Raw genomic sequence first — 20,885 nt, forward strand, 5'->3', positions numbered from 1 at the left:
CCCGGCGCGCCCGAAGACGCCATGCGCACAGCCGCCATAAAGCGAGGCAGATACCTGACTGAATGACACTTGTACAACCGAGGATAACTAGCCGGGCGACTAAACCCGATCACTGACAATCAGTGACGCGAATCAAGTTACCGAACGGCCCCAAGGCGCACAAGCCGGCGGATTCTGGCGTAACCGTAGGCAACGACGCAAGGTTCTGTGGCTTTCATCAAGTAACCGGGCGGGCTTTTAAACACGCAGGAACTTGCTCGTAAAAAGCACATTGAATAAAGGCGGTAGAACCCCACTCCCGAACGGTTTAACGCGGTCAGAAGACAGCTTTCGACACAATTGTAAAAATTCTTACAGACCCTACACACCGCAAATCCAGACGTCTCCTACGCACTTTCGCCTTTCAATTCGGCTCAGCTTCTTGAAAGCTTTCAAGCGCTTGAACGAGGGTGGAAATGACACCTCCTCGAATGCCCCAAGGAGGTCCAGACGTGAACACCCAAGTACCCGTTTTCTTCGACCACAGCCGCCACAAACTCCAGGTCGAGGATCTAGACGCCCACCTCGACGTGCTCGCCTTCGACGGTGAAGAACACCTCAGCCAACCCTACGTCTACCACATCGAATTCACCAGCACCGACCAGGACCTGGGCGCCGAACAACTGCTCGGCAAGCAAGCCACATTCAGCCTGCACGCCGTGCCGTCAAACCTGCCGGTATTCTCTTGGGCCCCGCCGACCGAGGTCAAACCGCTGCGCACCCTGCATGGCGTGATCAGCGGTTTGCAACGACTGTCTGGCTCGCGCGACGAAGCCCGCTACAAAGTCACCCTGCAACCGCGACTGGCGCTGCTCGACCGTGGCCGGCAATACCGCATTTACCAGCACCAATCGGTGCCAAAGATCGTCGAGCAGGTCCTGCGCAGCCGCCACGGTTTCGAGTATCAGGACTTCGTCTTCAATCTGAATCGCCAATACCCCCGGCGCGAACAGGTGATGCAGTACGGCGAAAGCGACCTGGCCTTCATCAGCCGCCTGCTGGCCGAAGTCGGCATCTGGTACCGCTTCACCAACCACGAACGCCTGCCGATCGACGTCGTGCATTTCTGTGACGGTCAGCGCGGCTACCAGTTCGACGTCGAACTGCCGTTGCGCCCACCGGCCGGCCTGAGCAGCGGCGAAGATGGCGTGTGGGCCTTGCAAACCCGCCATCAGGTGGTGGAAAAACACGTCAACGTTCGCGCCTACCACCACCGTGACGCCGAAGCCCACCTCGACGCCGACGTCGACCAGACCGGCGGCGCCCGCACCACTCACGGCGAGGCGTACCACTACGCCGAACCGTACCGCGTGCTTGGCGCTCGCTATGGCCATCACGAAGACCTGGAAACCGAAAGCGGCTACTTTTACGCGCGCCTGCGCCACGACCAATACCTCAACAGGCAGACCCGACTCAGCGGCGTGAGCAGCAGCGCCTCCCTCGCACCGGGTCAGGTGCTGACCATCACCGACGGCGCCCCCCAGGCCTTCACGCCACGTTGCACGCTCATCGGCCTGACCACTAGCGCCGCCCGCGACGCCAGCTTCGAAGCGAAGTTCGAGGCCATGCCCTACTCGGAAACCCTGTGCTTTCGCCCGGACATCCCAACCAAACCACAAATCGCCGGCACCGTCCCGGCCCGGGTCACCAGCGGCGAAGCCCACGACAAATACGCCGAGATCGACGTCGAAGGCCGCTACAAGGTCAACTTCCTGTTCGACCGCGACCCCTGGGAACTCGGCGAAGAAAGCCTGTGGCTGCGCCTGGCCCGCCCTTATGCTGGCGACACATACGGCCTGCACCTGCCACTGATCTGCGGCACCGAAGTGGCCATCGCCTTCGAACAAGGCGACCCCGACCGACCCTACATCGCCCACGCCCTGCACGACAGCGAACACCCGGACCACGTGACCCTCGCCAAGCGCGACTACACCCGCAACGTGCTGCGCACCCCTGCCAATAACAAGCTGCGCATGGAAGACAAGCGGGGGGAGGAACACGTCAAGCTCAGCACCGAATATGGCGGTAAGAGCCAGCTCAATCTTGGGCATCTGGTGGATGCCAAGAAGCAGAAGCGCGGGGAAGGGTTTGAGCTGAGGACGGATGAGTGGGGCAGTATCCGTGGCGGCAAGGGGGTGTTCATCAGCGCCGACGGCCAACCCAAAGCTCAAGGCCATGTGCTGGAGATGAGCGCTGCGATTGATCGTCTGCAACAGGCCGGCGAACAACTGCAAAAACTCTCGGTCGATGCGCAAGTCGCCAACGCCGATCCGGCGGATGTGCCTGCGCAACTGCAACTGCTGCGCCAAGAGCTGGAGCAGCTCAAGGCCTCAGTCTTGCTACTCAGCGCTCCGCAGGGCATCGCCCTCACCAGCGGCAAGCACCTGCAACTGGCGGCGCAAAACAACCTGATGCTTAACGCTGGCGGTGAAGCCGATGTCAGCGTGGTCAAGCGCCTGTTCATGGGCGTGGGTCAAGGGCTGAGCCTGTTTGTGCGCATGCTGGGGATCAAGCTGATCGCCAATCAGGGGCCGGTGCAAATTCAGGCACAGAACGACAAGCTTGAACTGTTTGCGCGACATGGCCTGGACATCACCAGCACCGAGGATGAAATCCGCATCACCGCAAAAAAGAAAATCACCCTCAATGGCGGTGGCAGCTACTACACCCTCGATCAGAGCGGTATCGAGTCCGGCACGGCAGGCGACCACAACGTCAAGGCGGGGCACTTCGAGTACAGCGGTCCAGCCAGTATGACCGCCACGCACCCGGACTACCCCGAAAGCCTGTCCAAACAGACGCTGCGGTTCAGTGTGGCACAAGCCCCCAATGCAAATCGCCAAGCCTGGGCAGGCATGCCCTACACGCTCTACGCCGACGGTGCCGAGCTCAAGCAGGGCGTGCTGGACGCTTCTGGACAACTGCTTATCGATCATCAGGTCGTCACGCGGGGTTACCGACTGGTCATGGCCAACGGCGTGACCCACCACATCCCTGTGCCCACCGAATACCGCAACGCCGAACAGGCGCACCTGGCCAATCGCGGCCTGCAAAACCACCCATCGCAAGCCGACGCCGAAATGAGTCAACCCATGTCGCACACCGATCACCGCGCGCTGTACGACGCGGTGCTGAAAGGAATCCATGATCAGGAAGGGAAAACGTCATGAGCCAATATGAATTCGTCTCACCGGTCGCACTCCAGCAGACCCAAGAGGTGACCTGCACGCCGCCTTGGTACGTGCGCAACACTGAATATCCGCCCGCCATGGCGACCTACGAACCTTTGATCAACGGTGAGGAGGCGTTCAGAGCTGTTCACGAGGCTATTTTCAACGCCAAGGAAACGGTCGACATCATCTGTTGGGGCTTTCAACCTTCGATGTATTTCATCCGCGATGGCGAGGCGCTGTGCATCGGCGAGCTACTGAAGGCCAAGGCGAAGAAGGGCATCAAGGTCCGGATACTGGGCTGGGAGATGCCGTTCAATAGCGCTGGGTTCGCAGGCGAGGCCAACTTGCCCGGCAAAGGCACATTCAACATTAACGATCGGGCCTTGCAGAGTTCCACCCAGGCGCAATATGACTATGACCGCCAATGGTTTGCCGAGTGTGCGGTCGCGGATGATCAGGCGGCTGAGCGCGGTGGGCTTGGACTGCCAGTGTTTGTCAGTCGCGGCTTCGATTTTAATGAACGGACGGAAATCGCCCATCAAGTGCGACGCGCACGCCTCGATCCGCAGGTCAGTGCCGCCACGCGCTTTACCTTGGCATCGACCGCGACGCACCATCAAAAAACCGTGCTGGTCGACTTCGAACTGCCGGACCGCGCCGTCGGGTTTGTTATGGGCCACAACATGCTCGACGAGTACTGGGACACCGACGGCCATAGCGCGCTGAACCGGTCCGAGGACCGCAAGCCGGCCCCCAACAAAGGCCCGCGCGGCAAGACCCCGCGCCAGGACATTTCCGGCCGGGTCAGCGGGCCGATCCTGGAAGCTTTGCACAACAATTTCGCCAAAGCCTGGCGCAAGGAAACCGGCGAGAACCTGATTGCCTCGCGCCAGTCGATGCAGATCGGCCCGCAACTGAACTGCACCCCGGATGCCACCCGGCAAATTGCACAGATCGTTCGCACCCAGGCCCAGGAAGGCAAACGCGACATCGAAAAGCTCTACCTGCAAGCCGTCAACAACGCGACCTAATTTATCTACATCGAGAACCAGTACTTTCGCTGGCCACCGCTGGCGGAACTGATCAAGGCCGTCGCCGCCGGCCAGACCAGAGCCGGGCGCGACCCGGGCATTCACGGTCCCTTGCACCTGTTCGTGATCACCAATGCCAGCGAGGACAGCGTAGGGCCCGGCGCGGTCAACACCCAGCGCATGCTCCAGAGCCTGGGGCGTGGCGACATCATTCCCCAAGTCACGAAGTTACAACGCATCGAAGAGGTGAAACAAAACGCGCCGCCCCGGCCGACCTTCGAACCTCGTGACCGCGTCGGTCAACGGGAACTGGTCCGGTGGGAGGCCGACTTGGACAGGCAAACCCGCGCGATCAAGGAAAGTACGGTTCGGCCGCAAGAGCGCGCTGGTCTGAAGGTCCACCTGTGTTCGCTGGTCGCTCCCGACTCACCGGCTGGCGACTGGATGCCGGTGTACATCCACTCCAAGCTGATGATCGTCGATGACGTGTTCACCACCCATGGCTCGGCCAACATCAACACTCGCAGCATGCAGGTTGATAGTGAGCTGAATATTGCGCATGAGTGGGCGAGTGTGACGAAGGCGTTGAGGCGGCGGTTGTGGGATCTGCATACGGCTGGGAAGGGAGCGCAGGATGATCCGGGGGAGGCGTTCGCGGAGTGGCAAAAAATCATCACTGAAAATAGAGATCGGCAGGGTGAAAGCGTTAAAGGGGCTCCATACGCCCCCCTCGTCGAATTTTATTACGACAAAGCCTCCTTGAAGAATATCGATTGATGCGCCGCATTTTCCTGCTGTCAATCCTGCTGCTGGGTGCGTGTGACAACCGCAGTGCCTTTACCTATATGAAGAAGGACCCTCATGTGAAACCACTGAATGAGATCAAGGCCGACCTGGCTTTTAGCTGTGTGCACGAGCAGTTCCCCGCGCCCACAGCCGAGGCTGATGTGCTGTTCCAATACGCGCGTTGGTTACAGAAAAACAATCAGCTCAAAGAAGATAAAAGCGTCGACATTGAGATTGAGCGGCTGTATCGCATTGCTGCTGAAAATGGTCATTACAAGGCCAATATCAATTTGCAGAATGGCGCCATGCGTGGGCACTTTCAGCTTCGTGGCGCCGAGCATCTGCGTTTGAGTGAGCGCCTGATCGGCGATGGTGTGGCGACGGGTTACTACTTTATCGGGATCTTCCTGCAACAGGGATCGGCCGGGCTGAAGGAGGATCAGGAAATGGCCCTGCGCTATTTCCGCAAGGCTGCTGACAAGGGCAATGCTCAAGCCCAGGCGTATGTGGGCAAGAAGCTGGCACCCAGCAATATGGCCCCGGATATCGCCCGGCAGATGCGCCGCTGCGCGGCTGAGCAAGGTAATGGAGAGGCTGCTGTCGCATTAGGGGTAAATCTTAAGAACAAGGCGCAGTATCAAGAAGCGCTCGAAGCCTTCCAGCTTGGAGTGGTGGCTGGTGACGATACCTCAGCAGGGTGGCTGGGAGATGCATTTCGAAACCCGCCCCCTTCGGATGAACTGAATTACCTAGGTCAAAAAGAAGACCTCGAGCGCGCCGAACGCTACAAAAAAATCTGGCGAATCCTCGCCAACTACTCCTACGCCAACCCCAAAGTCCCCGAGATCAACGAAATCCTCCCCTTGCCACCCGCTCCGTTGCCCGTCTGGGACGGCAAACTCCAATGGCTCGAACAACGCCTGGCCAACATCCCGCCAGAAAAACCCAGCAACGCGCTAATCAACCAACTCGCCAAGGCCATGGTCCTCGACCCCGCGACCGGCAAACCCATGCCGGGCTCACCCTCGTTCAGCGAAAACCAGTTTCTGGAGCCGAGTTGCGACAGCGGCAAAGCCTGCCCTGAGAGCGGGTACTGGAAAATCAGGTGGGATGGCCGCGGGCGGTATTACCTGACCGAAGCGAATACACCTCGCTATTTCAAACAAGGAGAGATCATGCCGAAGGCGAAAATGGAGTTCGATCGCGAGCGTATGTGGCCGCTATCGGTAAAGGTCGTAAAGACTGAGTGGGGTGTGACATGGGGATTGCTCGGATGATACGTAGCGCTCTGAAGTCGCGAGTAAACTGGTCAAGTTTGGCGTTAGTTGAAAATATTGCTCGATTTACCACAACACACATTTAATAATTTTGCAAAAAAGGGAAATTTCGTGCGAATACTCACAGCGATCCTACCTCTGATTTTCGCTGGCTTGGCTTCAGCAGAAACATTAAATAAAAGCTTGGAAAAGTTCAATAGTTCGCCGATATGGGAGAACGGTTCGGGTGAAACCAGCGACAATCCAAGTTGACAAAGCCATTCAAGGATAAACAATTTGTCTGTCGCGATGAAGCGGCTTTCACACCTAAAGAAAAAGGTGCGGCGTCCGCCGCATTTAGTAAATTCGTTGAGTATGCTTCTAGCTCCGATCAAAATGAAAATTTTTTCATGGATCCTGCTCACAGAAAGAAGCGTGAAACCTTGTTAGAGGCGGCGATTAAAGCTGGAAGCTGGAAAGCAAAGTACTTCGATAGCGTATGGTCTTATCGGTATACAAAAGTCGGTGATTCGAAGAAACAAGCTTTTGCTCGCCTCGTCGAACTCGGTGGACAAGGGATACCTATCGCGGCTTACAAGATAGGTACTTATTTGGAAGGCAGGATGACGGCATGTATTACTGGTTCGATGCCGCAATCGACCGAGGAAGCGTCGACGCCATGGCGGCGGTAGGATCAACGATAGTAGTACAGTCGAAGGCGCTACGACCTATCGGTAAGCTGATGCTTGAGTGTGCTGTGAGTAAAAATCATGCAAATGCTTATAAAACACTTGGCGTTTTGGCTGATATGGAGGGTCGACGATTGGATGCTTATCGACTTTGGATTAAAGGAGTCAACGAAGGATGTGAACGATGCCTGATGCATGTGGAAAGCATAGCGAGGACTCTTAACTCCAATTCCAGTGACCCAGCAGTAAGCAAAACCATCAACAACCCATCAATGTACAGGGTAGAAGACGACTTAATATCAATAAACACAACACCTGAACTTCAGCGAATAAAGAAATTTTATAAAAACAACTGGAGCTATGAAATAAGTGAGCTTCCGGCTTTCTCCCGTCGCCTGCCTGTAGAAATGGAATTTCGCCCCAGCGACGCCACACTATTACTCACGCTTGAGTTAGAGCGAAGTCAGCGCACTGAAAAGGAGTAAGGCTATTAGCTTTTATGACTGCAAGTGATTACCGAGAGGGATGACACGTGTCTATGCACCAACTTAATTTTGATGGTGTGCCAGCTTTTATTTGTAGCAGTGAAAACCATGAACTAAAGGAGCCAGAACATGAACAACTACGATGATATAACAGTAACGTTCACCCCACTGTCGCCAGGCGACAAAGTAGAGGGTTGCGCCATTGTTCAGTTCGACGACAACGGTAAATTCGTCGAAGCTCACGCCTTTGGCAACTTCGCGGAAAAAATTGAGGGCGGCGTGAGGGTAACCCGTCCGGACGGATCAACGATAACCATGAAAAACGGGGACATCACCATCGAAGATATTCTCGCGAAATCGGTAGGCATTCGGGATTTGTCTGAAGTCAAATCATTTGCAGTGCGTACGGTGGATCAAACGCGAATTTATTGCCTGGATTTTTTCGGCGGTGGTTATCTCGAGGTCGTGTATTCGCAAGACGGTCAGATGCTTGAACTCACCAGTCAAAACCTTAAACAAACACTCACTAACGATAACGAAATTATTGTCCGCCAAGGTGATTAGGCCAATGGCCAGGACGCCCGGCTGAAGCACGCTCCCGCTCAGAGCCTCTGGAAACACGTGAATGCGTAGGAGCAAAGCTTGCTCGCGATAGCGGTGTGTCATTCGACATCAGTGTTGAATGTATCGGCCTCATCGCGGGCAAGCCATGCTCCTACAGGATTGCGTGAAATCTACTCCAGGTGCTCGGGTTTGACCGGGTCGCCGGATTTCATGTTCAGTTGCACCCGCACATCTTCGAACATCGCATCGTAGTGCTTGTGTATCGAGCCAATGCTGCTCAACGCCTTGGGAATACCGTACTTCTCGGCGATTTTCGTCACGTTGCTGGCGAAGTTGTAGGCCTGATCCTTGGGCAGGTAGAACTTCTCTTCAAGCTCCTTGCCCTGAATGCTGCCGTGCATCGTGAACTGCATGCCTTTGCCTTCCTTGGGATCCTGCACGACTTGGTAATCAATACAGATGTTGTAGCTCACATCCTTATCGTTCAGCGCGTGGCGCTCGATGTGCAAATGTCCGGGTTCGAATGTAGCCATTGTCATTTCTCCCTCAAAAAGGCCTTGAAGCAGGGCAGACCCCGGGCCTGCCCCTGACGTTTCTTTCACCTATAGCTGATGCCAGGTGTCTGCGTGCTGATGCGGGTGCCAGCTTTCCCCTGAACAATCGCTTCGATATCCGAGAGTGAGCCGATCACCGCAACTTTTCCAGTGTTGCGGGCAAACTCGCAGGCGGCCTGGACTTTTGGTCCCATGGACCCGGCGGCGAAGCCGAGACGCTCCAGCTCATCGGGGTGAGCCTGGGCGATAGCTTTCTGGGTCGGCTTGCCGAAGTCGATGAAAGCCGCATTGACGTCGGTGGCGATCACCAACAGTTCGGCTTCTAGCTGTTCGGCCAGCAGCGCCGAGCACAAGTCTTTGTCGATAACCGCTTCGACGCCTTCCAGTTTACCGGGGGCCGTGTACATGGTCGGGATGCCGCCGCCACCGGCGCAGATCACGATGCTGCCCTTGTCGAGCAGCCACTTGATCGGGCGGATCTCGAAGATGCGCTTGGGTTTGGGGCTGGCGACCACGCGGCGGTATTTATCTCCATCCGGGGCAATCGCCCAGCCTTTTCAGCGGCGAGTTTTTCCGCTTCGGCCTTGCTGTACACCGGACCGATAGGTTTGGTGGGGTTCTGGAACGCCGGGTCCTGGGCGTCTACTTCAACCTGGGTGAGCAAGGTGGCGAAAGGCACCTCGAAATCCAGCAAATTACCGAGTTCCTGTTCGATGATGTAGCCGATCATGCCTTCGGTTTCAGCGCCGAGCACGTCCAGCGGTAGGGGGAAACCGAGGTGTAGGCGGCGGCTTGCAGCGACAGCAGGCCAACCTGCGGGCCATTACCATGGGCGATCACCAATTGGTTGCCGGGATGGATCTTGGCGATCTGTTCGGTAGCGATCCGGATATTGGCGCGCTGATTGTCCGCCGTCATGGGTTCACCCCGCGGAGCAGGGCGTTACCGCCCAGAGCAACGACGATACGCATAATGCAGTCCTTCCTAAAGGGAGCGGTCACGACGCCGATCGTTCCCACGGTCCCCGTGGGAATGCCGCCCGGGACGCTCCGCGTCCCACGTGACGCAGAGCGTCACTGGATGCATTCCCACGCAGAGCGTGGGAACGATCAGACGAGTCGAGTTAAACCTTTACAGGTCAGCCAGGGTCGACACCAGAATCGCCTTGATGGTGTGCATGCGGTTTTCCGCTTGCTCGAAGGCGATGCAGGCCGGCGACTCGAATACGTCATCGGTCACTTCGATGCCGTTTTTCAAGTGCGGGTACTGTTCGGCAATCTGTTTGCCGACCTTGGTGTCGCTGTTGTGGAACGCCGGCAGGCAGTGCATGAACTTGGTGCGCGGGTTGCCGGAGGCTTTCATCAATTCAGCGTTGACCTGGTAAGGCAGCAGTTGCTGGATGCGTTCGGCCCAGGCTTCGACCGGCTCGCCCATCGACACCCAAACGTCGGTGTGGATGAAGTCCACGCCCTTGACTGCGGCTTTTGGGTCTTCGGTCAGGGTGATGCGGGCGCCGCTTTCCTCCGCGTATTTATTGCAGCGTTCCACCAAATCATCGGCTGGCCAAAGGGCTTTCGGGGCGCAGATGCGCACGTCCATGCCGAGTTTGGCGCCGATCAGCAACAATGAGTTACCCATGTTGTTGCGGGCATCACCGAGGTAGGCGTAGCTGATATCGTGGAGCGGCTTGTCGGCGTGTTCACGCATGGTCAGCACGTCGGCGATCATTTGCGTCGGGTGATATTCATCGGTCAGGCCGTTGAACACCGGCACGCCGGCGAACTTCGCCAGTTCTTCGACGATTTCCTGCTTGAAACCCCGGTATTCGATCGCGTCGTACATGCGCCCCAGCACGCGGGCGGTGTCCTTCATGCTTTCCTTGTGGCCGATCTGCGAAGAGTTCGGGTCAATGTAGGTGACGTTGGCCCCTGGTCATAAGCTGCGACTTCGAATGCACAGCGGGTGCGGGTCGAGGTTTTTTCGAAGATCAGCGCGATGTTGTTGCCTTTGAGGTGCTGTTGCTCGGTGCCGGTGTATTTGGCGCGTTTGAGGTCGCGGGACAGGTCGAGCAGATAGCGCAATTCGCGAGCGGTGTGGTGTTCCAGGCTCAGCAGATTGCGGTTATGAATGTTGAACGCCATTTTGGATCTCCTAAGGTTTGGCCAGGCCGCGCATGCCATGGGGCAGCGCGGCCAAGGGGTCATGGGTTAGTAGTCGATCGGGTCGCGGATGATCGGGCAGGTCATGCAGTGGCCGCCGCCGCGTCCGCGCCCGAGTTCGCCGGCGCTGATGGTGATGACCTCCACGCCGGCCTTGCGCAAAAGGGTGTTGGTGTAGGTGTTGCGGTCATATCCGATGACCACGCCGGGCTCCACAGCCACCACGTTGTTGCCGTCGTCCCACTGCTCGCGCTCGGCGGCGAAGGCGTTACCGCCGGTTTGCACGACGCGCAGCTCTTTGAGGTTGAGGGCCTTGGCCACGACGTCGAGGAAGTGGCCTTCTTCGCGGCGGATATCGATGCCGCCTGTCTTGCTTTCATCCGGGCGCAGGGTGAAGCCGACGATCTGGTTCACCACTTCCGGGAAGATGGTCACCAGATCGCGGTCGCAGAAGCTGAACACGGTGTCCAGGTGCATCGCCGCGCGGGATTTCGGCAGGCCGGCGACGACAACTTTTTCCACGGCCTTGTGCTTGAACAGGTTGAGCGCCAGTTGACCGATTGCCTGACGGGACGAGCGTTCGCCCATGCCGATCAAGACCACGCCGTTGCCGATCGGCATCACGTCACCGCCCTCAAGGGTGGAGCTGCCGTGTTCCTTGTCCGGATCGCCGTACCAGATCTCGAATTCGGCATTGGTGAATTGCGGGTGGAATTTATAGATCGCGGTGGTCAGCAGGGTTTCCTGACGACGCGCCGGCCAGTACATCGGGTTGAGCGTCACGCCGCCGTAGATCCAGCAAGTGGTGTCGCGGGTGAATTGGGTGTTAGGCAGTGGCGGCAGAATAAAGCTGGAGTGGCCGAGGAAGTCGCGGAACATCTGGATGGTCTTGCCGCCGAAGCTGTCCGGCAGGTCATCGGCCGAGACGCCACCAATCAGAAACTCGGCGATCTTGCGGGGTTCGAGGCTGCGCAGCCACGAGCCCGTTTCATTGATCAGGCCCAGACCGACCGAATCGGCGGTGATCTTGCGCTCCAGAATCCAGTCCAGCGCTTCAGGGATGGCGACGATATCGGTCAGCAGATTGTGCATTTCAAGTACGTCGACACCGCGCTCACGCATTTTGGTGACGAAATCGAAATGGTCGCGCTTGGCCTGGGCCACCCACAACACATCATCGAACAGCAGTTCGTCGCAGTTGTTCGGGGTCAGCCGCTGGTGGGCCAGGCCGGGGGAGCAAACCATGACTTTGCGCAATTTGCCGGCTTCGGAATGGACGCCGTACTTAACTTTTTCCGTGGTCATTACAGTGATCCTCCAGATGACAAAATAATCAGGGGTTACAGGGTCAGGAAGCCCTCGTACAGACCGTAGGCCGCCACCAGGGCGCCGACGACTACTGCGGCGAAAATCAGCTTCTCGATGTTGGTGAAAACCGGTTGCTTGAGTTCAAATTTAGCCTTGGCGAACAGAATCGCGCCGGGGGCATAGAGCAGGGCGGACAACAGCAGGTATTTGACCCCGCCGGCATAGATCAACCAGATTGCGTAAATCAGTGCGATAGCGCCGATAATCAGGTCTTTCTGGCGTTCGGCGGCGGCGTTTTCATAACTTTCGCCGCGCACCGCCAGCAGAAACGCATAGGCCGCCGACCACAGGTACGGCACCAGAATCATCGAGGTGGCGAGGTAGATCAGCGACAGGTAAGTACTGGCCGAAAACAGCGTGATGATCAGGAACAGCTGCACCATGGCGTTGGTCAGCCATAGCGCATTGACCGGCACATTGTTGGCGTTTTCCTTGCGCAGGAACGCCGGCATGGTGTGGTCCCTGGCGGCGGCGAACATGATCTCCGCACATAGCAGCACCCACGACAGCAGTGCCCCCAGCAGCGAGATGACCAGCCCGACGCTGATCAACAAAGCGCCCCAATCACCGACTACGTGCTTGAGTACGGCTGCCATCGACGGGTTCTGCAATTTCGCCAGTTCCGGCTGGGTCATGATGCCCAGCGACAGCACGTTCACCAGTACCAGAATCAGCAGCACGCTGATAAAACCAATTACGGTGGCTTTACCGACATCGCTGCGTTTTTCCGCACGCGCCGAGAAAATGCTCGCGCCTTCGATACCGATGAACACCCACACGGTGACCAGCATCATTTTGCGCACCTGGTTCATCACACTGCCCAGGTCCGGGTTTTTCAAGCCCCAGATGTCAGCCGTGAAAATGTCCAGTTTGAAGGCGAAAATCGCAATCAGCACAAACAGCAGCAGCGGTACGATTTTGGCGACCGTGGTGACCAGGTTGATGAACGCCGCTTCCTTGATTCCCCGCAGTACGAGGAAGTGCACGGCCCACAGCAACACCGACGCACCAATTACCGCGGCGAGGGTGTTGCCTTGACCAAAAATCGGGAAGAAGTAGCCCAAGGTACTGAACAACAGTACGAAATACCCCACGTTGCCCAGCCAGGCACTGATCCAGTATCCCCAAGCGGAAGAGAAACCCATGTAGTCGCCGAAACCGGCCTTGGCGTAGGCGTAAACACCGCCGTCCAGATCAGGCTTGCGGTTGGCCAGGGTCTGGAAGACGAAGGCCAGGGTCAGCATCCCAACGGCGGTAATCGCCCAGCCGATCAACACGGCGCCGACATCAGCACTGGCAGCCATGTTTTGCGGCAAGGAAAAGATCCCGCCACCGATCATTGAGCCGACAACCAATGCAACGAGTGCACCCAGTCGCAACTTTCCGGGGGATTCAGACATGGTATGGCTCCATAGTGGGAGAAGAGTGAAAGCAGGTTAGTTTGGTTTGCTGTTCAATCAACTGACTTGGATCAACGGCGGGTGGCATCCGATTATTAATAAGCGACCTAACACTGCTCTGGTCAACAAAATTCATAGTCGTAAAGCCCTTTCTAGAGGCCTTGGTCAGGCAGGAGGAAACTATGTGGATCCATTGAAGTCTAGACGCTAGTTCATTTTTACGCGTTGTAAAGAACTTGATTCTGGCTTTTAAAAGAACTCTCAGGTCACAGACGAAACGGCGATTTGCGACAGGTATTTATAGACTGATTGGATATAAACGATGTTCCCGGGTGGCGTTAGTTGATAAACGTAATTACCCTTCATTCATTCAGTTAAATCGATCTATGTGACGCTCTCACGACAGGGGTCGCAGCAGCCAAGGGAGGCGCAGTAATGTCGCAACCGACGCAAAAGCTCCAATTGAGCGCGCTGATTGCCCTGGTGGTGGGGTCGATGATTGGCGGCGGGATTTTTTCCTTGCCTCAGAACATGGCAGAACGCGCCGATGCCGGTGCGGTGCTGATCGGTTGGGCAATCACAGCCGTGGGCATGCTGACCCTGGCCTTCGTGTTCCAGACACTCGCCAATCGCAAGCCGGAACTCAATTCCGGTGTGTACGCCTACGCCAAGGCCGGGTTTGGCGACTACATGGGTTTCTCATCCGCTTGGGGCTACTGGATCAGCGCCTGGCTGGGCAATGTCGGTTACTTCGTTTTGCTGTTCAGTACCCTCGGTTACTTCTTTCCGGTATTCGGTCACGGCAACACGCCAATTGCCATTGGTTGCGCCTCGGTCCTGCTGTGGGCGGTGCATTTTCTGGTGATGCGCGGGATCAAGGAGGCGGCATTCATCAATCAACTGACTACCGTCGCCAAGATCGTGCCGCTGATCATGTTCATTGTCATTGCTGCCGTGGCCTTCAAGGCCGACATCTTTACCCGCGATATATGGGGGCGCAGCAACCCGAACTTCGGCAGCGTGATGGATCAGGTACGCAACATGATGTTGGTCACCGTGTTCGTGTTCATCGGTATCGAAGGTGCCAGCGTCTATTCGGCACGGGCGCAGAAACGCTCGGACGTCGGCCGGGCAACGGTGATCGGTTTTCTCGGCGTGCTGGTACTGCTGGTGATGGTGAACGTGTTGTCGCTCGGAATCATGAGTCAGCCTGAATTGGCCGGCTTGCAGAACCCGTCGCTGGCAGCGGTGCTGGAACACGTCGTTGGCCCGTGGGGAGCATTGCTGATCAGCATCGGCCTGGCGATTTCGCTGCTCGGCGCCTTGCTGTCCTGGGCGCTTCTGTGCGCCGAGATCCTCTTCGCCACCGCCAAAGACAAGACCATGCCGGCCTTCCTGACCAGGGAAAACGCCAACCATGTGCCGGTCAATGCGCTATGGCTGACCAACGTCATGATCCAGTGTTTCTTGCTGATCACGCTGTTTTCCGCCAGTACTTACACCAGCCTGATCTATCTCGCGTCTTCGATGATTCTGGTCCCCTACCTGTGGTCGGCAGCCTATGCGGTGCTATTGAGCGGGCGCGGTGAAACCTATGAAAACGCATCAGCGGAGCGCACCAAGGATTTGCTGATTGGCGGCATCGCACTGGGTTATGCGACATGGCTGTTGTATGCCGGCGGGGTGAAATATCTACTGCTCTCGGCGCTGCTGTATGCGCCCGGCGTGCTGCTGTTCGCCAAGGCCAAGCATGAGCAAGGCGCACCGTTGTTCACGATGATCGAGAAGGGGATTTTTATCTGCGTCCTCAGCGGTGCAGGGCTGGCCGCCTATGGTTTGTACAGTGGCTTTCTGACGTTGTGAGAGGGTCGCTGGCCGGGCATTTTCGCGAAATCAAACCTGCATCAGATTTCCTCATCTTCCGCGCCGGGATAAAAACCGTGCAGCAGTTGATAGCGGTCACTGCGGATCTGATCGGCCCGGTCCTGCACCTGCTGTTCGGGAAAACCGAGCAGGATCAGTGCATGCGAGGCGAGCATCAGGCTCGATTCCATCAGTTCGGGCACTACCTCGCTCGCACCGGCTGCTTTCAACTCAGGCCCCCGACTGTCATCACGAGTGCGCACCAGTATCGGCACGCTCGCGTTGATCCGGCGTGCCGCCTGCAGGATCAGCAGGGCGGTGTCTGTCTTGTCAACGGCGATGACCAGCAGGCTGGCACGCTCCAGCCCGACTGCGGTCAACAGGTCACCGCGCTGTGAATCACCATAGTGCACGGTGTTTTCAGCGGCCGCTGCTTCCTGGACCCTTACCGGGTCGCTGTCCAGAGCGACATACGGCTGCTGGGCGTTGTGCAGGAATCGCCCGATGGATTGGCCGACGCGACCGTAACCACAAATCACTACGTGACGCTGCACCAGTGCGTTGAGCGCACTGATTTCCTCGAGTCTTGATTCTTCGTTGGGCTTGCGGTGCAAGCGTGCAGCGATGCGAGGCGCCACGCGCAGCAGCGACGGCGTGACCAGCATCGAGCAGAAGGTCGCGGCGAGCAGCAGTCCGCCAAGTTTGGTGGGCATCAGATTGTTCTGCTGCATCTGTGTCATCAATGCAAAGCAGAACTCGCCGCCCTGGGCCAGCGCAAGACCGCTGCGCCAGGCCGTTTCCCTGTCGCTGCCACGCAACTTGACCAGCAGCGCGACCACGCTGCCCTTGATCAGCAACAGCCCCAGGGTCAACCCGAGAATCAGCAGGCCGTGGCTGGCAAACAAGCGCAAGTCGATCAACATGCCGATGCTGACGAAAAACACCCCAAGCAGGATGTCGCGAAACGGGCGAATGTCGGCCTCGATCTGATGCCGGTAATGGCTTTCCCCCAACAGCATGCCGGCGAGAAAGGCGCCAAGGGCGGGGGAGAGTCCAATCAAGTGCGTCAAACCGGCGGTCAGCAGCACGATCACCAGTGCCAGCAGTACGAACAGCTCGGCGGATCGCGACGAGGCCACCTCATGAAACAGGTGTGGCAACACCCATCGACTGACCAGGGACAGCCCGACGAACAACACCATGGTTTTGCCCAGCGTCACGGGAAGTGCCCAATACCAGGCCTGATCGCTGGTGCCGGCGAACACCGGGACAAGGGTCAGTAACAACACCGCCACCACGTCCTGGAACAGCAACACACCGATAGCATTCTGGCCGTGGCTGCTGAAAATCTCGCCGAGGCTGCCCAGTTCTTTGCTGACGATGGCTGTGGAGGAAAGGGCCAGACCGCCACCGAGCAAAAACGCCGCAGCAGTTGGCACACCTGCCAGCATCAGCAAGGCGCCCAGCACTCCCCCCGATACCAATACTTGAAGGGTGCCCAACCCAAACACCACACGACGCAGCGCGATCATTTTCGACAGCGAAAACTCCAGCCCCAGGGAAAAAAGCAAAAACACCACGCCAAGCTCGGCGATCAATGGCAATGCGTCGCTATCGTTCACCCAGTCGAATGCCGTCGGCCCGACAATCAGCCCCACGCACAGGTAGCCCAGCACCGGCGGCAAGCGCAGGCGATGGAACAGGGCAATGACGACCAGGGAGGAGGTGAAGATGATCAACAGGCTGGCGAACATGGGCACTCCTTGGCGGTTCTGGTGTGCGGCTGAGCAATTGTAGTTCGTACCGACGCGCTCACTTGATCGGGAACGCCAGGAAAATTTCTTTCCGTAGCAGCTGTCGAGCAGCGCGAGGCTGTGTCAGCGATGATCCTGAACGATCCAGATGTCAGGTGTTGCGACGGCTTCGCCCTCGGACGCTGCCTCGCGTTGCTCGACAGCTGCTACAAGGGGATGTGTGTACGCTCGCATTTACTCAACTAGTGGATTAACCGATCGATGTGGCGGCAAAACGGTTTGAATCTACACTCAGGTGGGGTTTGAAAAATACCTTCAGAGTCGAATCTGCAAAGGTTGGCCGCATGCAAACAAACGGAAAAGAAAAGTCGGCGCGGGTGCTCGACCCGGTCGATCGGGTTACTGAGGTGATTTCGGCCTGCTGATGGCCATGACCTTCACCGGCACGATCAGCGTGGCAACCGCCGACCAGGCGGCCGAGCGGACAATGATGATCGCCGCGCTCGGCTGTAACCTGGCCTGGGGACTTGCCGATGCGGTGATGTATCTGCTGCGAACCCTGATTGAACGCACGCGCAACCGCACATTGTTTGCCGGCTTGTGCGCGGGGACCGATGCGGCCACCGGCCAGGCTCTGGTTGCCGATGCGCTGCCGCCGCGAATTGCCGCGGCAGCCGGACCCGAAGGCCTGGAAGCGTTGCGCCAGCGCCTGATTGCATCGCCGGCCATGCCAACGCATCCGTTTCTGGGCCTGGATGATTTCAAGGGCGCATTCGGCGTTTTCCTGCTGGTCGTAGTCTCGACATTTCCGCTGGTGGTGCCGTTCCTGTTGCTCGACCAGACAATGCTTGCCGTGCGCCTGTCCAACCTGATCGGGCTCGTGGTGCTGTTCGTGGCCGGCTGGATGCTCGCGCGATACGCCGGTGCAAAACCGTGGCAGGGCGCAGTTGCGCTGGCAGTCACCGGTGCACTACTGATCCTCGCGATCATAGCGCTCGGCGGATGAACACCGCTGCAGATTCAATCCATCGATAGTCAGCCATTTGAATGGGTGAGGTGAGGTCATGGCAAAAGACAAGAAAAAGGGTTCACGCAAAGAAGACTCCGCTGAAAAAACCAAACTGACGAACAAGGACTACCTCGCCGAGCTGCGCCGATTGCATGTCGAATTGGTCAAGCTGCAGGAATGGGTGAAGGAAAAGGGCATCAAGATCTGCGTTGTATTCGAGGGCCGTGACGGTGCCGGCAAGGGTGGGACGATCAAGGCGCTGACAGAGCGGGTAAGCCCGCGAGTCTTTCGCGTGGTGGCATTGCCCGCGCCGACCGATCGCGAGAAGAGCCAGATGTACATGCAGCGCTACCTGCCACATCTCCCCGCGGCCGGTGAAGTGGTGATATTCGATCGCAGTTGGTACAACCGCGCGGGTGTCGAGCGCGTAATGGGCTTTTGTACCGAAGAGCAGGCGGACAAGTTTCTCAAGTCGGTTCCCCTGCTGGAGCGGGCGATAGTCGAGTCAGGCGTTATCCTGCTCAAGTATTGGCTGGACGTCAGTCAGGAGGAGCAGACTCGCCGACTCGAAGACCGCATCGAAGACGGGCGCAAAATCTGGAAACTGTCGCCCATGGACCTCAAGTCGTACGGCCGCTGGTACGACTATTCGCGAGCGCGTGACGAGATGTTCAAGGCGACCGATACCGAATACGGACCGTGGCTGGTGACGAACTCGAACGACAAGCGACGGGCTCGCCTCAACATCATCACTGACCTGCTCAGTCGCATCCCCTACAAGAACGTTCCTCGCGAAAAAGTGACGTTGCCCAAGCGGCAGAAACCAGGCGGCTATCGTGAGCCCGATTATCCGTTCAGGCATATCCCTGAAAATTCTGACGGTGCATTCAAGCGTCTGCGCGTTACCCCGGAGGGCTGAAGTCCCATGAGCGATTCGGATGCTTTGCCCCCCGTCCCTGAACCGGGACGACTTGCGCGCAGGGACATTGGTGATCAAACCGGGTGGAGCCGTTGGCTGCCCGGGCTGCAGACACTACGCAGGTACAAAGCGGCCTGGTTGCAGCACGATATTGTGGCCGGGCTGGTGCTGACCACGATGCTGGTGCCCGTCGGCATTGCCTACGCTGTGGCTTCGGGCGTGCCGGGCATCTATGGCCTCTACGCAACGATCGTTCCGCTGATCGCCTATGCGCTGTTCGGGCCCAGCCGGATTCTGGTGCTCGGGCCGGATTCCTCATTGGCTGCGGTGATCCTCGCCGTGATCCTGCCATTGTCCGGCGGCGACCCACATCGCGCGGTAGTCCTTGCCGGCATGATGGCGATCGTTTCGGGGACGGTGTGCATCCTGGCTGGCGTGGCGCGTCTGGGCTTCGTTACCGAGCTGCTGTCCAAGCCGATCCGCTATGGCTACATGAACGGGATCGCACTGACCGTATTGATCAGCCAGCTGCCCAAGCTTTTCGGCTTTTCGATCGAAAGCGCCGGACCGCTGAGAAACCTCTGGGCCATCGCTAAAGGGGTGATCGACGGCAGATCCAATTGGGTCACGTTTACGGTCGGCGCCGCAACCCTGGCAGTGATCCTTCTGCTCAAGGACAAAAAGCGCGTGCCGGGTATTTTGATTGCAGTGGCCGCCGCCACTATCGTCGTGGGTGTGCTGGATCTTGCGGCGCGCGGTGTGGCGGTCCTCGGCTCACTGCCACAAGGCTTGCCGGCGTTCGCTATCCCCTGGATTACCAGCGACGATATCGTTCCGGTGTTGATCGGCGGTTGCGCCGTTGCCCTTGTCTCGTTCGCTGACACCAGTGTGCTCTCTCGTGTCTATGCGGCGCGGACCCGAACCTATGTCGACCCGAACAAGGAGATGGTGGGACTCGGTGTCGCCAACCTGGCCGCCGGCTTGTTCCAGGGCTTCCCGATCAGCAGCAGTTCGTCACGCACTCCTGTGGCCGAGGCGGCGGGCGCCAGAACCCAACTGACCGGCGTCGTCGGCGCACTGGCTGTCGCCTTGCTGCTGATGGTGGCGCCCAACCTGCTGCAGAACTTGCCCACCAGCGCGCTGGCGGCGGTCGTTATCGCATCGGCTATAGGTCTGATCGAAGTCACCGACCTGCGACGCATCTATCGGATCCAGCGCTGGGAATTCTGGCTGTCGATCGCCTGTACGGTAGGCGTGGCGGTGCTGGGCGCGATCCAGGGCATCGGCCTGGCCATCGTCATCGCTGTCATCGAATTCCTGTGGGATGCATGGCGCCCTTACTCGGCGGTTCTGGGGCGTGCCGAAGGGGTCCAGGGCTATCACGACACCAAGCGTTATCCGCAAGCTCGCCTGATTCCCGGCCTGGTGTTGTTTCGCTGGGATGCGCCGTTGTTTTTCGCCAACGCCGAACTGTTCCAGGATCGAGTGCTGGACGCCGTGGCTGCATCGCCGACGCCCGTGCGCTGGCTGCTCGTCGCAGCGGAACCGGTCACCAGTGTGGACGTGACCGCCGCCGACATGCTGGCCGAGCTGGACGAAACCCTGCACGCGGCGGGTATCGAACTGTGCATGGCCGAGATGAAAGATCCGGTCAAGGACAAACTGAAGCGATTCGGGTTGTTCGCGCAGTTTGGCGAAGAAGCGTTCTTTGCCACCCTGGGCGCCGCCGTCAGCCGCTATCTTGAGATCCATCCGGTGGAATGGAGGGAAGGGGAATACGAGGATCGCGAATAGGCCAGACAACGCGGTCATTCAGATAGGGCGCGTTATCGTTGG

12 protein-coding genes and 4 pseudogenes are annotated in these 20,885 nt (G+C 58.1%); 10 read left to right on the plus strand and 6 right to left on the minus strand.

Features of this window, described 5'->3' with window-relative positions:
* Positions 1-491 precede the first annotated feature (491 nt).
* The 6 genes and pseudogenes from CES87_RS05215 (at position 492) to CES87_RS05240 (ending at position 8,023) form a co-directional block, all read left to right on the plus strand.
* Positions 492-3,209 (plus strand): type VI secretion system Vgr family protein, encoded by a 2,718-nt coding sequence (locus CES87_RS05215; RefSeq protein WP_256590823.1) that lies wholly within the window; start codon positions 492-494, stop codon positions 3,207-3,209.
* Positions 3,206-5,020 (plus strand): annotated as a pseudogene (locus CES87_RS05220) (phosphatidylserine/phosphatidylglycerophosphate/cardiolipin synthase family protein). Before CES87_RS05215 ends, CES87_RS05220 begins: the two are co-directional and overlap by 4 nt.
* Positions 5,020-6,306 carry a DUF6396 domain-containing protein gene (locus CES87_RS05225; protein ID WP_128605245.1) on the plus strand — a complete coding sequence of 429 codons (1,287 nt, stop codon included), beginning with the start codon at positions 5,020-5,022 and terminating at the stop codon, positions 6,304-6,306. Before CES87_RS05220 ends, CES87_RS05225 begins: the two are co-directional and overlap by 1 nt.
* A gap of 248 nt (positions 6,307-6,554) precedes the next feature.
* Positions 6,555-6,977, plus strand: a complete 423-nt coding sequence (locus tag CES87_RS05230; RefSeq protein WP_128605246.1) for a hypothetical protein — start codon at positions 6,555-6,557, stop codon at positions 6,975-6,977.
* Entirely contained in the window at positions 6,917-7,459 is a 543-nt protein-coding gene (locus CES87_RS05235) for a hypothetical protein (protein WP_128605247.1), read from the plus strand. The genes CES87_RS05230 and CES87_RS05235 overlap by 61 nt, the downstream gene beginning before the upstream one ends.
* A gap of 129 nt (positions 7,460-7,588) precedes the next feature.
* A complete protein-coding gene (locus CES87_RS05240; RefSeq protein WP_128605248.1) occupies positions 7,589-8,023 on the plus strand; it encodes a hypothetical protein in 435 nt (144 codons plus the stop codon).
* Between the two features lie 170 nt (positions 8,024-8,193).
* Here CES87_RS05240 and CES87_RS05245 read toward each other — a convergent pair whose 3' ends face one another.
* From CES87_RS05245 to arcD (CES87_RS05265), 5 genes and pseudogenes are all read right to left on the minus strand, one after another.
* Complete coding sequence (locus CES87_RS05245) at positions 8,194-8,556, minus strand: DUF5064 family protein (RefSeq protein WP_128605249.1); 363 nt, start codon at positions 8,554-8,556, stop codon at positions 8,194-8,196.
* 65 nt (positions 8,557-8,621) lie between these two features.
* Positions 8,622-9,548, minus strand: a pseudogene (gene arcC, locus CES87_RS05250) (carbamate kinase).
* A gap of 160 nt (positions 9,549-9,708) precedes the next feature.
* Positions 9,709-10,781, minus strand: a pseudogene (locus CES87_RS05255) (ornithine carbamoyltransferase).
* Positions 10,782-10,784: 3 nt separating this feature from the next.
* The gene (gene arcA, locus CES87_RS05260) at positions 10,785-12,041 is read right to left on the minus strand and encodes an arginine deiminase (RefSeq protein ID WP_128605250.1); all 1,257 of its coding nucleotides are present in this window, start codon (positions 12,039-12,041) and stop codon (positions 10,785-10,787) included.
* Positions 12,042-12,076: 35 nt separating this feature from the next.
* A complete protein-coding gene (arcD, locus tag CES87_RS05265) occupies positions 12,077-13,504 on the minus strand; it encodes an arginine-ornithine antiporter (protein ID WP_128605251.1) in 1,428 nt (475 codons plus the stop codon).
* Between the two features lie 435 nt (positions 13,505-13,939).
* On the opposite strand from arcD (CES87_RS05265), the gene arcD (CES87_RS05270) reads away from it, so the two are divergent.
* Entirely contained in the window at positions 13,940-15,367 is a 1,428-nt protein-coding gene (arcD, locus tag CES87_RS05270; protein WP_128605252.1) for an arginine-ornithine antiporter, read from the plus strand.
* Between the two features lie 41 nt (positions 15,368-15,408).
* On the opposite strand, the gene CES87_RS05275 is transcribed toward arcD (CES87_RS05270), so the two are convergent.
* Positions 15,409-17,121 (minus strand): monovalent cation:proton antiporter-2 (CPA2) family protein, encoded by a 1,713-nt coding sequence (locus tag CES87_RS05275; protein WP_128605253.1) that lies wholly within the window; start codon positions 17,119-17,121, stop codon positions 15,409-15,411.
* Between the two features lie 344 nt (positions 17,122-17,465).
* Between CES87_RS05275 and CES87_RS05280 the strand changes: the two are divergent.
* The 3 genes and pseudogenes from CES87_RS05280 (at position 17,466) to CES87_RS05290 (ending at position 20,843) form a co-directional block, all read left to right on the plus strand.
* Positions 17,466-18,127 (plus strand): annotated as a pseudogene (locus CES87_RS05280) (hypothetical protein).
* Positions 18,128-18,185: 58 nt separating this feature from the next.
* Positions 18,186-19,049, plus strand: coding sequence for a polyphosphate kinase 2 (ppk2, locus tag CES87_RS05285; protein WP_128605254.1), 864 nt, complete (start codon positions 18,186-18,188; stop codon positions 19,047-19,049).
* A gap of 6 nt (positions 19,050-19,055) precedes the next feature.
* A complete protein-coding gene (locus tag CES87_RS05290) occupies positions 19,056-20,843 on the plus strand; it encodes a SulP family inorganic anion transporter (RefSeq protein WP_128605255.1) in 1,788 nt (595 codons plus the stop codon).
* The last annotated feature ends 42 nt before the right edge of the window (positions 20,844-20,885 follow it).

The sequence above is a fragment of the Pseudomonas sp. ERMR1:02 genome (genome assembly GCF_002277815.1).
Taxonomy (GTDB): domain Bacteria; phylum Pseudomonadota; class Gammaproteobacteria; order Pseudomonadales; family Pseudomonadaceae; genus Aquipseudomonas.

What these genes read in the sequence shown, in the direction of transcription:
- CES87_RS05225 (WP_128605245.1), top strand. Translation starts at nt 5,020, where the DNA reads ATGCGCCGCATTTTCCTGCTGTCAATCCTGCTGCTGGGTGCGTGTGAC.
- CES87_RS05235 (WP_128605247.1), top strand. Translation starts at nt 6,917, where the DNA reads ATGTATTACTGGTTCGATGCCGCAATCGACCGAGGAAGCGTCGACGCC.
- CES87_RS05240 (WP_128605248.1), top strand. Translation starts at nt 7,589, where the DNA reads ATGAACAACTACGATGATATAACAGTAACGTTCACCCCACTGTCGCCA.
- CES87_RS05245 (WP_128605249.1), bottom strand. Translation starts at nt 8,556, where the DNA reads ATGGCTACATTCGAACCCGGACATTTGCACATCGAGCGCCACGCGCTG.
- arcA (WP_128605250.1), bottom strand. Translation starts at nt 12,041, where the DNA reads ATGACCACGGAAAAAGTTAAGTACGGCGTCCATTCCGAAGCCGGCAAA.
- arcD (WP_128605251.1), bottom strand. Translation starts at nt 13,504, where the DNA reads ATGTCTGAATCCCCCGGAAAGTTGCGACTGGGTGCACTCGTTGCATTG.
- arcD (WP_128605252.1), top strand. Translation starts at nt 13,940, where the DNA reads ATGTCGCAACCGACGCAAAAGCTCCAATTGAGCGCGCTGATTGCCCTG.
- CES87_RS05275 (WP_128605253.1), bottom strand. Translation starts at nt 17,121, where the DNA reads ATGTTCGCCAGCCTGTTGATCATCTTCACCTCCTCCCTGGTCGTCATT.
- ppk2 (WP_128605254.1), top strand. Translation starts at nt 18,186, where the DNA reads ATGGCAAAAGACAAGAAAAAGGGTTCACGCAAAGAAGACTCCGCTGAA.
- CES87_RS05290 (WP_128605255.1), top strand. Translation starts at nt 19,056, where the DNA reads ATGAGCGATTCGGATGCTTTGCCCCCCGTCCCTGAACCGGGACGACTT.